Origin of the sequence: Streptomyces sp. NPDC014656 (assembly GCF_043084305.1) — a bacterium.
Lineage (GTDB): Bacteria > Actinomycetota > Actinomycetes > Streptomycetales > Streptomycetaceae > Streptomyces.
Genome location: NZ_JBIBZN010000007.1, coordinates 337,899 through 351,735, shown reverse-complemented (window position 1 = coordinate 351,735; position 13,837 = coordinate 337,899). Strand labels below are relative to the sequence as shown.

General features: G+C 75.3%; 10 protein-coding genes. 7 read left to right on the top strand and 3 right to left on the bottom strand.

Translation table 11 applies throughout. The annotated features are described in order from the left end of the window. The first annotated feature begins 429 nt into the window (after positions 1–429). Both ACF1ED_RS19180 and ptsP read left to right on the top strand, forming a co-directional pair. Positions 430–879, top strand: a complete 450-nt coding sequence (locus ACF1ED_RS19180; RefSeq protein WP_391761881.1) for a PTS glucose transporter subunit IIA — start codon at positions 430–432, stop codon at positions 877–879. An 81-nt stretch (positions 880–960) separates the two neighbouring features. Further along, on the top strand, positions 961–2,631 hold the full coding sequence (gene ptsP, locus ACF1ED_RS19175; protein ID WP_391761879.1) for a phosphoenolpyruvate--protein phosphotransferase: 1,671 nt from the start codon (positions 961–963) through the stop codon (positions 2,629–2,631). Positions 2,632–2,707: 76 nt separating this feature from the next. On the opposite strand, the gene ACF1ED_RS19170 is transcribed toward ptsP, so the two are convergent. Continuing rightward, positions 2,708–3,604 carry a hypothetical protein gene (locus tag ACF1ED_RS19170; RefSeq protein WP_391761877.1) on the bottom strand — a complete coding sequence of 299 codons (897 nt, stop codon included), beginning with the start codon at positions 3,602–3,604 and terminating at the stop codon, positions 2,708–2,710. A 36-nt stretch (positions 3,605–3,640) separates the two neighbouring features. Continuing rightward, on the bottom strand, positions 3,641–4,924 hold the full coding sequence (locus ACF1ED_RS19165; protein ID WP_391761875.1) for an MFS transporter: 1,284 nt from the start codon (positions 4,922–4,924) through the stop codon (positions 3,641–3,643). A gap of 47 nt (positions 4,925–4,971) precedes the next feature. Here ACF1ED_RS19165 and ACF1ED_RS19160 point away from each other — a divergent pair, with 47 nt between their 5' ends. The 3 genes from ACF1ED_RS19160 to ACF1ED_RS19150 all read left to right on the top strand — a co-directional run bounded on the left by ACF1ED_RS19160 (position 4,972) and on the right by ACF1ED_RS19150 (position 8,208). Beyond that, a complete protein-coding gene (locus ACF1ED_RS19160) occupies positions 4,972–6,291 on the top strand; it encodes an aminotransferase class I/II-fold pyridoxal phosphate-dependent enzyme (protein ID WP_391761873.1) in 1,320 nt (439 codons plus the stop codon). Between the two features lie 85 nt (positions 6,292–6,376). Beyond that, positions 6,377–7,183 carry an RNA polymerase sigma factor gene (locus ACF1ED_RS19155; protein ID WP_391761871.1) on the top strand — a complete coding sequence of 269 codons (807 nt, stop codon included), beginning with the start codon at positions 6,377–6,379 and terminating at the stop codon, positions 7,181–7,183. Then, the gene (locus ACF1ED_RS19150; RefSeq protein WP_391761869.1) at positions 7,180–8,208 is read left to right on the top strand and encodes a CU044_5270 family protein; all 1,029 of its coding nucleotides are present in this window, start codon (positions 7,180–7,182) and stop codon (positions 8,206–8,208) included. The genes ACF1ED_RS19155 and ACF1ED_RS19150 overlap by 4 nt, the downstream gene beginning before the upstream one ends. Before the next feature lie 50 nt (positions 8,209–8,258). On the opposite strand, the gene ACF1ED_RS19145 is transcribed toward ACF1ED_RS19150, so the two are convergent. After that, entirely contained in the window at positions 8,259–10,238 is a 1,980-nt protein-coding gene (locus tag ACF1ED_RS19145; RefSeq protein WP_391761867.1) for an acetoacetate--CoA ligase, read from the bottom strand. A gap of 213 nt (positions 10,239–10,451) precedes the next feature. Here ACF1ED_RS19145 and ACF1ED_RS19140 point away from each other — a divergent pair, with 213 nt between their 5' ends. Then, entirely contained in the window at positions 10,452–12,836 is a 2,385-nt protein-coding gene (locus tag ACF1ED_RS19140; protein ID WP_391761865.1) for a TIM-barrel domain-containing protein, read from the top strand. 180 nt (positions 12,837–13,016) lie between these two features. Beyond that, on the top strand, positions 13,017–13,823 hold the full coding sequence (locus ACF1ED_RS19135) for a DUF4253 domain-containing protein (RefSeq protein WP_391761863.1): 807 nt from the start codon (positions 13,017–13,019) through the stop codon (positions 13,821–13,823). Positions 13,824–13,837: the final 14 nt, after the last annotated feature.

Here is a 13,837-nt window from a genome sequence, read left to right as displayed (position 1 = left end):
GCGCTTCCTTCGTTTCCGACTCTATCAGATCTTTCCGACCCGATTTCCTCGGTGCTTTCCGGTCCCGAATTTGTTTTCCTCGGGGCCTTCCGGCGGGGTCAAACATTACCAGGCTTTCTCCGGCCCCCTGACCACTCCCCTGCCCGCTCCGGACGAACCGGGGCAGCAAGAGGTGTAGACCACTGGGGTTAGGATCTGGCTTGATCGGTGCTGCCGACCGCGACTCAAAGCCGCGTTGGGGTCAGGCAGGAGTACGACAGTACATCCCACCGTCAGTAGAGGCAAATCGTTTCCGGTAGTCCCTAGGTCCGCCAACTGGTACGTCTCGTGCGGAACCGGGACTTCTTATGACTTACGCTTCTGAACAGTACGCGCCGCCCAGGACAGGTGTGGCGGCGCCACACGATCTCCGCCCCTGGGAGGCTTCCCATGTCAACCGTGACGTCGCCGCTTGCTGGACGCGCCATCGGTCTCGCCAATGTTCCCGACCCGGTCTTCTCCGGTGCCATGGTCGGGCCCGGCACCGCCATCGATCCCGTACGTGAGCCCTCGGAGGCGGTCTCCCCCGTCGACGGGGTCGTCGTCTCCATGCACCCGCACGCCTTCGTCGTCGTGGACGGCGAGGGGCACGGGGTGCTGACTCACCTCGGCATCGACACCGTCCAGCTCAACGGGCAGGGCTTCGAGCTCCTCGTCAACAAGGGCGACACCGTGACCCGCGGACAGGCGGTCGTCCGGTGGAACCCCGCCGACGTCGAGGCCGCCGGCAAGTCCCCCATCTGCCCCGTCGTCGCCCTCGAGGCCACCGCCGACTCGCTCTCCGGCGTCCGTGAGGACGGCGACGTGAAGGCCGGCGACCAGCTCTTCGACTGGAGCTGAGGCCGGTCCGTCGTCAAGGCGGCCGCGCGAACGACATTCAACGCGGTGGCAACGGCCACCGCTCTATCGGAGACGGGTGAGATGGAGACAACGCTGCGAGGCGTGGGCGTCAGCCACGGAGTGGCGATCGGCCAGGTGCGGCACATGGGTACGGCGGTCCTCGAGCCGCCGGCCAAGCAGATCCCCGCCGAGGACGCGGAGCGCGAACAGGGGCGCGCCCGCCAGGCGGTGGAGGCCGTGGCCGCGGACCTGATCGCGCGCGGCAACCTGGCCGGCGGCGAGGCCCAGGCGGTGCTGGAGGCCCAGGCGATGATCGCCCAGGACCCGGAGCTCATCGCCGACGTCGACCGCAGGATCGCGGTCGGCAGCACGGCCGAGCGCGGTATCTACGACGCCTTCTCGCACTACCGCGAGCTGCTGGCGGGCGCCGGTGAGTACATGGCGGGCCGGGTCGCCGACCTGGACGACGTGCGCAACCGGATCGTCGCGCGGCTGCTCGGGGTGCCGATGCCCGGTGTCCCGGACAGCGACGAGCCGTACGTGCTCATCGCCCGGGACCTCGCGCCGGCCGACACGGCGCTGCTCGACCCGGCGCTGGTGCTCGGGTTCGTGACCGAGGAGGGCGGGCCGACCAGCCACAGCGCCATCCTGGCGCGTGCCCTGGGCGTGCCGGCCGTGGTGGCGCTGCCCGGCGCCGGTGAGCTGGCCGAGGGTACGGAGATCGCGGTGGACGGTTCCACCGGCGAGATCTTCGTGGACCCGAGCGAGGAGAAGAAGGCGTCGCTGACCGAGGCCGCGGAGGCGCGGAAGGCCGCGCTGTCCGCTTCCAGCGGTCCGGGGGCCACGTCCGACGGGCACAAGGTGCCGCTGCTCGCCAACGTCGGCGGTCCGGCGGACGTGCCGGCCGCGGTGGAGGCGGGCGCCGAGGGCGTCGGTCTGTTCCGTACCGAGTTCCTCTTCCTGGACGACAGCAAGAAGGCGCCGTCCGAGGAGAAGCAGATCGAGGCCTACCGGAAGGTGCTCGAAGCCTTCCCGGAGGGCCGTGTGGTCGTGCGGGTGCTCGACGCCGGTGCCGACAAGCCGCTCGACTTCCTGACGCCGGTGGACGAGCCGAACCCGGCGCTGGGCGTGCGGGGGCTGCGGTCGCTGCTCGACCACCCGGAGGTGCTGCGGACGCAGCTGACCGCGCTGGCGAAGGCCGCCGAGGGTCTGCCCGTGTACCTGGAGGTCATGGCGCCGATGGTGGCCGACCGGACGGACGCCAAGGCGTTCGCCGACGCGTGCCGCGAGGCGGGGCTGCAGGCGAAGTTCGGCGCGATGGTGGAGATTCCGTCCGCCGCGCTCCGCGCCCGCTCGATCCTGCAGGAGGTCGAGTTCCTGTCGCTGGGCACGAACGACCTGGCCCAGTACACCTTCGCCGCCGACCGTCAGGTCGGCGCGGTGTCCCGGCTGCAGGACCCGTGGCAGCCTGCGCTGCTCGACCTGGTGGCGCTGTCCGCCGAGGCGGCCAAGGCCGAGGGCAAGAGCTGTGGTGTCTGTGGTGAGGCCGCCTCGGATCCGCTGCTCGCGTGTGTGCTGACGGGTCTGGGTGTCACCTCCCTGTCGATGGGCGCGGCGTCGATTCCGTACGTGCGGGCGACGCTGGCGAAGTACACGCTCGCGCAGTGCGAGCGTGCGGCGGCCGCGGCGCGTGCCGCGGACACGGCGCACGAGGCGCGGCTCGCCGCGCAGGCGGTGCTGTCCGGGGAGTGATCCCGGCGGCGTAGCGCGTGGTCCGGAGGGGCTTCCCGTCACCTGGTGGCGGGGAGCCCCTCCGGCGTGTCCGGGGTCAGGGGTGGTCGTGGTGGTGGGTGTCCGGGCCGGGGGCGAGGGGGAAGCCGGCGCGGTGGTCGACGCCGTGCTCCGGGGGCAGGGGTTCGCCGGTGCGGGCGTCGGTGCAGTAGGCGGCGAAGACCTCGGCCTCGGTGAGCGGGGCGAGGGTGCCGTCGGCGAGGCGCCAGCCGTGGAGCCGGTCGGGTTCGCCGGGGCGGCCGGCGCGCAGGACGAGTCCGCCCGGGGAGGCGAGGGTGATCCCGGCGGCGAGGACGGCGGCGAACTCGGTGGCGGCCGTGGGGTCGTGGTGGTTGGTGCCGTGGTCGTCGCGGGCGGTGTGGAGGACGGCGAGGAGGTGGTCGTCGGCGGCGGGGACGCTGCAGACGAGGTGGTGGGTGCCGGTCCCCGCGCCGTCGAGGAGGGCGAGGAGCAGGCGGGTGGCGCGGTCGAAGGCGTCCCTGCCGAGGTCCAGGCCGCAGTCCGCGCAGTCCCCGGCGGTGGCGAGGACGGTGGTGGCGTACTCCCAGGTGGCGCGGCGGACCGCGGTGTCGACGAGTTCGGGGAGGAGGGCGGTGAGGGGCTGGCCCGTGTAGGTGACGCGGGCGCCGGTGGTGGCCAGGTGGTCGGTGAAGCGGCTGCGGCTGGTGGGGTGGTCGGGGTCGAGACCGGTCTCGGCGCAGTAGGAGACGTACTCGTCGGGGTCGAAGAGGGCCACGGTGGTGTGGGCGCCTTGGCGGGCGAGCGCCTTGAGGAGGGCTTCGACCTCCTTGAGGTAGGTGGGGTGGTCATCGAAGGCGAAGGTGCGGTAGCGGCGCATGGCGGCGAAGTCCTGCTCGTCGGCGAGGAGGCCGACGGTGCTGGGGATCTCGCGGCGCAGGGCGCGGCGGAGGCGGGTCGTGGTGGTGGTCGTCATGGGTCCCCCTCGGATGCGGTGGTCTGATCACGGCGATCAGCGCTCACTCACCGTAATCGTCGGCACTGACAGTGACGGTTTGGCGGGGGGTGCGACGCGGTCGCGGATGAGGCGGTGCTGGGCCGCGCCGGCGCCGACGAGGGCGAGGCCGAGGAGGGGCCAGGCGAGGGGGCCCGCGGTCATGACGCCGGTGACGAGGAGGGGTCCGGCGAAGCGCTGGGTGGACTGGGCGAGGCCGTGGACGCCGAGGTAGGCGCCCTGCGCGTCGGCGGGGGCGAGGGCGACGGAGAGTTCCCACGAGGAGGTGGCGTGGAGGATCTCGGCGAAGGTGAGGGCGACGACGGCGACGGCGAGGGCGGTGATGGCGAGGGCGCGGCCGCCGGCGGCGGAGGCGGCGAGGGCGAGGGTGCCGAGGACGAAGAGGCCGCTGAGGGGGACGAGGAGGCGGCGGGCGGCGGGGGTGGTGGCGCCGAAGCGGGCGAGGGGGACCTGGAAGAGGACGACCAGGACGGTGTTGAGGACGAGGAGGAGCGGGGCGAGGCCGACGGGGGCGTCGGTGGCGTGGACGATCCAGAGGGGGATGGCCACCTGGAGGATGGTGTCGTCGAGGAAGAGGGCGGCGTCGGTGGCGGTGTAGCCGAGGAAGGTGCGGTCGCGCCAGGGGTTCGTGGGCCTGTCCCGGGGGGTGTCGTCCGCGGTGGCGGCGACGCGGGAGGGGGCGGGCGGTTCGGCGCAGCGCAGGGTGAGGACGGCGATGACGAGGTAGGAGAGGACGTTGCCGACCAGGAGCCAGGTGTACGCCTGGGTGGAGCCGGTGGCGAGGGCGGCCGCGGCGCCGAGGCCGCCGAGGGACCAGCCGATGTTGACGGTGGTGCGCTGGATGGCCTGGTAGCGGACGCGTTCGGTGCCGGCCTGGCGTGCGGCGTACAGCTTGATGAGGACGCTGCCGGCGCGGTCGGGGAGGGCGCCGAGGGCGGAGTAGAGGGTGAGGAGGAGGACGTGGTCGGTGGTGAGGAGGGCGAGGAGGCCGAGTCCGCGCATGAGCTGGGTGGCGGCGATGACGCGGACGAGGGGGAAGCGGTCGGCGAGGAGGCCGGCGAGCGGGGCTCCGGCTATGCCGACGCCGCCGGAGACGGTCATGAGCAGGCCGACCTGGCCGAGGGTCATTCCCGAGACATAGGTGAAGTAGAGGGCGGTGCAGGCGGCCCAGAGTCCGGTGCCGGTCTTGTCGATGATGCTGACGACGAGCATCCGGCGGCCGTCACGGCCTCCCGGGATGCGGTCGAGTGCGGTGCGGTGCCACGAGGACGGGCGGCTCACGCGGTTCCCCCTTGACGCGATTTATGTATTGATACATAGTTTGGAACGTGGCAACACAATATTCGATCCAGGGGACGACGGCCAAGGGGATTGCCGCGTCCGTCGAGCGCGGCGTGACCGAGGGCGAACTCGCCCCGGGCGACGCGCTGCCCCCCGTACGGAAGCTCGCGGACGACCTGGGGGTCAGTCCGGGCACGGTGGCGACCGCCTACAAGGAACTGCGCGCCCGGGGGCTGGTGGTGACCCGCGGCCGGGGCGGCACGGTCGTGGCCGAGGCGCCGTCGGTGGCGTCCCGGCGGCCGCCGCGGATGCCCGAGGGGCTGACGGACCTCGCCAGCGGACTGCCCGACCCCGCCTTCCTCCCCGTCCTCCACCCCCCGTCCGAGGTGCGCCCCGTCTACGGGTCGCACCGCGCCGCGCCGCGGCTCGCGGCCCTGGAGGAGCTGACCCGGGCGTGGTTCCGGCGGGACGGGGTGCCCGCGGGCCGGGTGACCTTCGCGCACGGGGCGCTGGACTGCGTCGCGCGGCTGCTCTCGGTGGAGCTCCGGCCGGGGGACGCGGTCGCCGTCGAGGACCCCGGCTTCCACCACCTGCTCGACCTGGTGCCCGCGCTGGGGCTGCGGATGGTGCCGGTGGCCGTGGACGGCGAGGGAATCACGCCGGACGCGCTGCGGGCGGCGCTGCGGGCCGGGGTGCGGGCGGTCGTCTTCAGCCCGCGTGCGCAGTGCCCCACCGGCGCCTCGCTCTCGGTCGCGCGGCGGGACGAACTGGGCGCGCTGTTCCGGGAGTTCCCCGAGGTCCTCGTGATCGAGGACGACTACCTCGCCGAGCTCGACGGGCCTCCGGCACCGACGGTGGGCGCCCTCGGGCCGGCCCGCTGGGCACAGGTGCGCACGGTCTCGAAGCGGCTCGGCGTCGACCTGCGGTGGGCGGGGCTGACGGGTGACGCGGTGACGCTCGCCCGGCACGACGGCCGGATGCTGATGACCTCCGGCTGGGTCAGCCACGTGCTCCAGGAGACCGTCGTCGGCCTCTTCTCCGATCCGGAGGTGGCGCGGCTCGTGGCGCGCGGGGAGGCCGCCTACGCCGAGCGGCGGCGGGCGCTGATCGACGCGCTCGGCGCGCGCGGCATCCGCGCGGTCGGGGCGGAGGGGCTGAACGTGTGGGTGCCGGTGCGGGACGAGTCGGCGGTGGTCAACGGGCTGCGGACGCACGGGTGGTGGGTGGCGGCCGGTGCCCGCTTCCGGATCGCCGCGCCGCCCGCCGTACGGATCACCGCGTCCGTCCTCGCGCCGGAGGCGGCGGAGCGGCTCGCGGCGGACTTCGCGCGGGTGCTCGGGGACGCGCAGGCCACGTACGGGGGGTGAGGCGGGGCCCCCGGGGGGGGCCGGTGTGGCGCGGGTCACGGGAACCCGGACGGACCGGCGGCCAGTACCCGGTGTGCAAGCAGAGATGAGAGAACGTTTCCGGGCCGGGGACCCCTCGGCGCTCGGTGAGGCGTACGACGAGCACGCGCGCGTGCTGTTCCAGTACGCGTACCGGATGTGCGGGGACCGGGCCGCTGCCGAGGACGTCGTGTCCGCGACCTTCCTGGAGGCATGGCGCTGCCGGGGCAAGGTCCACGCCGAGGGCGGGAGTCTGCGGCCGTGGCTGCTGGGCATCGCCACCAACGTCCTGCGCGGGGCCGCGCGGGAGGCGCGGCGGCGGGACGCCGCGCTGGCGCGGCTGCCCGACCCGGGGGTGCTCCCGGACTTCAGCGACGCGGTGGCCTCCCGGCTCGCCGACGAGGAGCGGCTGCGGGCCGCGCGCGTGGCCCTCGGCCGGCTCAGGCGCCGTGAGCGCGAGGTCTTCGGGCTCGTCGTGTGGGCCGGACTCGACTACGCGACGGCGGGCGAGGCGCTGGGCGTCCCCGTCGGCACGGTGCGGTCCCGGCTCTCGCGGGCCAGGGAGCGGCTGCGGTCGCTCGCCGAGGCGGAGCTGCGCGCCGGACGGCGCGGGCGGAGGCGGGGCGGGGCCGGTGACGGTCCGGGGCCCGGCTCCGTGGCCGGTCCCGGCGGCGGGGCCGGTGCGGCCTCCCGTACCGCGTCCTCCCCCGGCGCCGGACCCGGCCCCCTTCCCCCCTCGCCCCGCCCCGGGGCTCCTGACGCCGCCGAAGGGGCCCGCACGCGCGCGTGGCCCGGTGCCGGCGCGCCCTCCCTGCCCGTGAGCGCGGGCCGAACCGTCCTCGTCCCCCGAACCTCCCCGGAGAAGCAGGCATGAACGACATCGACCCCCGTCCTCAGGACGCGCTGCGCGCCGAGCTGACGGAGCTGCTGCCCCCGCCCGCCGTACCGGACTTCGCGCCGGAGCGGCAGCGGGAACTGCGGCGCGCCCTGCTGGCCTCGGCGCGGCCTTCGCGGCCCGCGGCGTGGTGGACCCGGAAGGCCGTGCGGTTCGCCGTGCCGGCCGTGGTGTGCGGCGTCGCGGCCGGTGCGGTGCTGGTCGCCGCTCCCCCGGAGCCGGGCGGGCGGCGTCCGGCGGTGCGCGCGGAGGACGGTGCTTCCGCGGTGCTGTCGCGGGCCGCGCTCGCCGCCGCCTCGGCGCCGGCGCCGGACGCGCGGCCGGAGGAGTTCGTGTACGTGGAGAGCCTGGTGTCCCGGGCGGCCCTTCCGGCGGGCGGCGGCGGCGCCGTGGTGGAGCCCGTGCACCGGCGGCAGGTGTGGCTGTCGGCCGACGGGAGCCGGCCCGGGCTGCTGCGGGAGGAGGGGGCCGGGGACAGCGAGCTGGCGCCGCGGCTGCCCGTGTACGAGGTGGAGCGCCCCGGGGCCGAGCCCCGGAAGACCTTCCTGGAGACCGGGGAGCCGTCCGTGAAGGACCCGACGCACGCCTTCGTGGCGGGGCTGCCCACGGACCCGGAGGCGCTGCTGCGGCTGGTGCGGGAGCAGGGCCGTACCGGCGGCGGCGACGCGGACCAGCGGGCGTTCTCGGCGATCGGGACGCTGCTGGCCGAGACCTGGGCGCCGCCCCGGGTGACGGCCGCGCTGTTCGAGGCGGCGGCGCGGATCCCGGGGGTCGTGGTGGTGCCCTCGGCGCGGGACGCGGCGGGCCGGGAGGGCGTGGCCGTGGCCCGTACCGCCGGCGGGGAGCGGACCCAGTGGGTCTTCGACCGGTCGACCTCGGCCTTCCTCGGGGAGCGGACCGTGCTCGTCTCGGCCTCGGCCGCCGGTCCGGCGGGGACGGTGCTGAGCGAGACGGCCGTGCTGACCAAGGCGTCGGTGGCGCGGGCCGGGCAGCTGCCCGGCTGAACCGGTCCGTGACGGAGAGGGGCGCCCCGCGTGGGGCGCCCCGTGTCGTGTCAGGCGCGGCGGGCGGCCGCGAGGGACTCGTAGAAGCGCAGGAGGTCGAGGTCGTCGACCGATCCCGCGTTGACGGCCTTCTCCAGGGGGGTGCCCTGGAGGAGGCGCTTGACGGGGACCTCGATGCGCTTGCCGGTGAGGGTGTGCGGGACGCCGGGGACCTCGATGATCTCGTCGGGGACGTGGCGCGGGGACAGTTCGGCGCGGATGGTGGCCTTGATCCGGCCGATCAGGGCGTCGTCGAGGGTCGCGCCCTCGGCGAGGTGGACGAAGAGCGGCATCCAGTAGCCGCCGTCCGGTTCCTCCAGGCCGATGACGAGGGATTCCCGGATCTCCGGGAGCCGTTCCACCGCCTCGTAGATATCGGCGCTCCCCATGCGGACGCCCTGGCGGTTGAGGGTGGAGTCGGAGCGGCCGTGGATGACGACCGAGCCTCGGTCGGTGATCGTGATCCAGTCGCCGTGGCGCCACGCGCCGGGGAACATCTCGAAGTAGCTGTCGCGGTAGCGGCTGCCGTCGGGGTCGTTCCAGAAGTGGATCGGCATGGACGGCATGGGGCGGGTGACGACGAGTTCGCCGACCTCCCCGACGACGGGCTTGCCGGACGGGTCCCAGGACTGGAGGTCGGTGCCGAGGCCGGCGGCCTGGAGCTCGCCGATGTGCACGGGCAGGGTGGGGACGGCCCCCGCGAAGCAGGAGCAGACGTCGGTGCCGCCGCTGACGCTGGCGATCCACAGGTCCTCGCGGACCTCGTCGTGGAGCCAGCGGAAGCCGTCGGGCGGCAGCGGGGAGCCGGTGGTGGCGACGCACCCGACGGCGGAGAGGTCGAAGTCGCGGCCCGGGTGGACGTCGGCCTTGGCGCAGGCCATCACGTAGGCCGCGGAGGTGCCGTACAGGGTGGCGCCGGTGCGCTCGGCGACGCGCCACTGGGCGCCGGTGTCCGGGTAGCCGGGGCTGCCGTCGTACAGGACGACGGTGGTGCCGGTGAGGAGGCCGGAGACGAGGAAGTTCCACATCATCCAGCCGGTGGAGGTGTACCAGAAGAAGACGTCCTCGGGGCCCAGGTCGCAGTGGAGGCCGAGCTGCTTGAGGTGCTCGATCAGGATGCCGCCCTGGGACTGGACGATCGCCTTCGGCAGGCCGGTGGTGCCGGAGGAGTACAGGACCCACAGGGGGTGCGCGAACGGCACCTGCTCGAAGACCGGTTCCGCGTCGGCGGCGACCAGGTCCGCCCAGTCGAGGGCGCCCTCGGGGGCCGGGGTGCCGAGGAGCGGGATGTGGACGACGGCGCGGAGGGTGGGGAGCTCGGCGCGCAGCTCGGCGACGGTGTCGCGGCGGTCGTGCTCCTTGCCTCCGTAGCGGTAGCCGTCGACGGTGAAGAGGACGACCGGTTCGACCTGCTGGAAGCGGTCGAGGACGGAGCGGGCGCCGAAGTCGGGGGCGCAGGAGGTCCAGACGCCGCCGACCGCGGCGGTGGCGAGGAGGGCGACGACGGCCTGGGGGACGTTCGGCAGGTAGCCGCTGACGCGGTCGCCGGGGCGGACGCCCAGGGCGCGCAGTTCGGCGGCGAGCGAGCCGACCTGGCGGCGCAGCTCGGCCCAGGTGACCGGGGTCGGCTCGTGGGTCTCGTCCACGTGGAGGAGCGCCGTGTCGTGGGGGCGTTCGGCGGCGGCGCGCAGGGCGTGCTCGGCGTAGTTGAGGGTGGCTCCGGGGAACCATTCGGCGCCCGGCATCGAGCGGTCGCCGAGCACGCGCGCGTACGGGGTGGAGAAGCGGACGTCGAACCATTCGGCGACGGCCTGCCAGAAGGTCTCCAGCTCCTCGACGGACCAGCGGTGCAGGGCCGGGTAGCCGCCGTCGGCGGGGGCGCCGTGGTGTTCGGCCGCCCACGCCTGGAAACGGGTGACGGCGGCGTGGGCGACGCGCTCCTCGTCCGGCTGCCAGAGCGGCTCGGTCGGCTCGGTCGGCGCAGTTGTCATCGGGTGGCTCCCTGGCTGTACGCGGGTCGGCGTGTGTCGCGCGCACGCGCGGGGGTGTGCGCGTGACGCGGCTGACAGGACGATGCCATGGGAGCGGCGTTCGCACCAGGGCCGTCCGCACATCGTCGGCGAGTTGAACATGTGCTCCCACCACGGGTGAACGGCAGCTGAACGAGGCCCGTATCGCCGCTGGTGGGTGGCAGGGTGACCGGCATGGACGGTCGTGGACTGGTGCGTGCGGTGAGGGTGTTCGGTGCGGCGGGGGTGTTCGGTTCGGTGGGGGTCCTCGGTTCGGTGCGGGGGCTGAGGACGGTACGGGCGGCGTGGCGGCGGCGCAGGACGGACGCGGCGGGGCTGCCGCCGCGGGGGGCGGAGCGGGCCCGGGTGCCGGGGCCCGCGGAGGGTGCCGAGCCGCTGCCGGGCGGGGGGACCGTGCGGTTCGCCCGGTCCTCGCTGCGGGTGTGCGTGTCGGCGGGCGGCACGGTGTTCTGGGGGTGGGACGGGGCGGAGCCCGGGCCCTCCTACGCGCTGGCGGGGGCGGCGCCCGAGCCGGATCCGCGGGCGGTCCTGGAACCGGACACGGACGGCGGCTGGCGGGTGGTGTCGGAGCGGGTGACGGTGGCGGTCTCGCGGCACGGGGCGGTGGAGATCCGCACGCCCGGCGGGGTGACGCTCCGCCGCGACCTGCCGCCGCGCTGGTGGGAGCCGGTGGGCGGCGGTCCGTCGCGGTGGGCGCAGCGGGCCGAGGTGCCGGCGGACGCGCGGTTCTTCGGACTGGGCGGGCGGTCGGCGGGGCCGCGGCTGCGGGACGGCTCGTACCGGCTGTGGAACACGGATCCCGGGGGGCGGTTCGGGCCGGGCGACGATCCGCTGTACATCACGATGCCGGTGCAGTTCGTGGTCGCGGACGCGGGGACGCACCTGGCCTTCCACGACAGCAGCTGGGACGGGCGGGTGACCCTCGCGGAGGGCGAGGAGGGCGCGGGGTCGGGGCACGACCGGCCGGGCACCGCCGAGGTGCGGATGGAGGGCGGGCCGCTGCGGTGCTGGGTGGTCGTCGGGACCCCCGCGCGCGTGCTGCACAACTGGGCCGCGCTGACCGGCGCGCCGGCGCTCCCGCCCGCGTGGGCGCTGGGGCCGCAGCACGCGCGCTGGGGCTTCGGCAGCGCGGCCGAGGTGCGGCGGGTGGTGGCCGGGTACCGGGAGCGGGGGCTGCCGCTGTCGGCGGTCCATCTGGACATCGACCACTACGACGGGCACCGGGTGTTCACGGTGGACCGGGAGCGGTTCCCCGATCTGCCGGGGCTCGCGGAGGAGCTGCGGGGGCAGGGCGTGCGGCTGGTGTCGATCGTCGACCCGGCGGTCGCGGCGGAGCCGGGGAACGTGGTGTACGAGGAGGGGCGGGCGGCCGGGGCGTTCGTGCGGGACGCGCGGGGCGAGGAGGCGCGGGGGGTGGTGTGGCCCGGGGAGTGCGCCTTCCCGGACTTCACCGATCCGGCGGTGCGGGAGTGGTGGGGCGGGCTGTACGAGGAGCGGCTCCGGCAGGGTTTCTCGGGCGTGTGGCACGACATGAACGAGCCGGTGTCCTTCGCGGCCTTCGGCGACCCGACGCTCCCCCGGTCGGCCCGGCACCACCTGGACGGGCGGGGCGGCGACCATCGGGAGGCGCACAACGTGTACGGGCTCCTGATGGCCCGGGCGGGGTACGAGGGGCTGCGGCGGCTGCGCCCCGAGGAGCGGCCGTTCCTCTTCACGCGCGCGGGGTGGGCGGGGATGCAGCGGTACGGGGGCACCTGGTCGGGCGACGTGGCCACCGGGTGGCCGGGGCTGCGGGCCTCGCTCGCGCTGGTCCTGGGGCTCGGGCTGTGCGGGGTGCCGTACTCGGGGCCGGACGTCGGCGGCTTCGACGGGAGTCCGTCGCCGGAGCTGTTCCTGCGCTGGTTCCAGCTGGGTGCCTGGCTGCCGCTGTTCCGGACGCACGCTGCGCTGGGGGCGGGGCGGCGGGAGCCGTGGGAGTTCGGTCCCGAGGTGCTGGAGCACGCGCGCGTGGCGCTGGCCGAACGCGAGCGGCTGCACCCGTACTTCGTGACCCTGTCCCGGCTGGCGCGGATGACGGGCGCGCCCTATGTGCGGCCCGTGTGGTGGGGGACGCCGGAGGACCGGGCCCTGCGGGAGTGCGAGGACGCCTTCCTGCTGGGCGACGGGCTCCTGGTGGCGCCGGTCCTGCACCGGGGGGCGGACCGGCGGGCGGTCCGGCTGCCGCGCGGCCGCTGGTACGACACGGCGACCGGCGAGGCGTACGAGGGTCCCGGGCAGGTGCTGCTCGACGCGCCCCTCGCGCGCGTGCCGGTGCTGGCCCGGGCGGGCGCGGTCCTTCCCGTGCGGGGCGAGGACGGCGAACTGGTGCTGGAGGTGTGGGCGCCGGCGGCGGGCCGGACGGGCGGCGGTCTCGTCGTCCGCGACACCGGCGACGGCTGGGAGACCGCGGAGATCGAGCGCTACCAGTCGCGGCTGGTGGAGGGCCGGGTCGTGGTGGAGCGGGTGACGGAGGCGGGGACGGTGGAGCCGGAGGCGGAGGTGCGGGTGCGGGGGTTGTGAGGGGCGGGGGTGCGGGGAGACAGGGGTGCGGGCGGGGGCGCCGGGGCTGGGGGGGACGGGCGGACGCGGGGACGGGCGGACGCGGCGCCGAACGACCGCGAAGCCGGACGCGCGCGGGGCCGGGCCTTGCTCCCGGGTGCGTCGGGGGCGTTGTCGGACCCTGCGCCTAGCATCCGGTCCATGCATCCCGAGTCCTTGTTGAGCGGTGTCGTCGAGCTTCCCCCGGGCCGTGTGGTCACGGCCGGCGAGGAGGAGGGCTGGGCGCTCCCGTTGTGGCTGAGCGACGGGCCCGCGCCCCACGGGGCGTGGGGGCGGATCCGCGTGGCGCACGCGCGTACGGGGCTGTGGCCGCTGCTGCTCGAACCGCTGGGGGGAGAGCGGGACTTCCGTCCGTGGGCGTCGGGCGAGCTGTACCCCGGCGGGGTGACCCGTCCCGCCGGCCACGACCCGGCGGCGGTCCTCGCGGAGTGGTGGGAGGGGTGCGCCGCGGTCGACGAGGAGGACGCCCCGCTCTCCGCGGAGGAACGGCTCGCCGTCACCGCCCCCTACGGCGCGGTCTGGCCGGGGCTCGCGCCCGGGCGGTCGCCCGCGGAGGATCCCGACGCGCTCGCGGCGGAGCACGCGGAGGTCTTCCTGTCCTTCGGCGCCGAGGCGCGCCTGGGGCTGGTCGGGGCCGGGTCCGGGGCGGAGGCGCTCGCCGTGGTGGGCTGGTCGGGGCCGGCCAACCACGAGAACGACACGGCGCGGATCGCCGCGGTCGTCACCGACTGGGAACGGCGCTTCGGGGCGCGGGTGTTCGCGGTCGGGTTCGACACCCTGCGGCTCTCCGTCGCCGCTCCCCCGGCCACCCCGGAGGAGGCGCTGCCGGTCGCCGCCGAGCACTTCGCCTTCTGCCCGGACAACGTCCGGCAGGGGTCGGTGAAGGACCTCGCCGAGTACGCGGAGCACTTGGTGGGCGCCGACGTGTGGACCTTCTGGTGGGACTGAGCCCGGTGTGACCG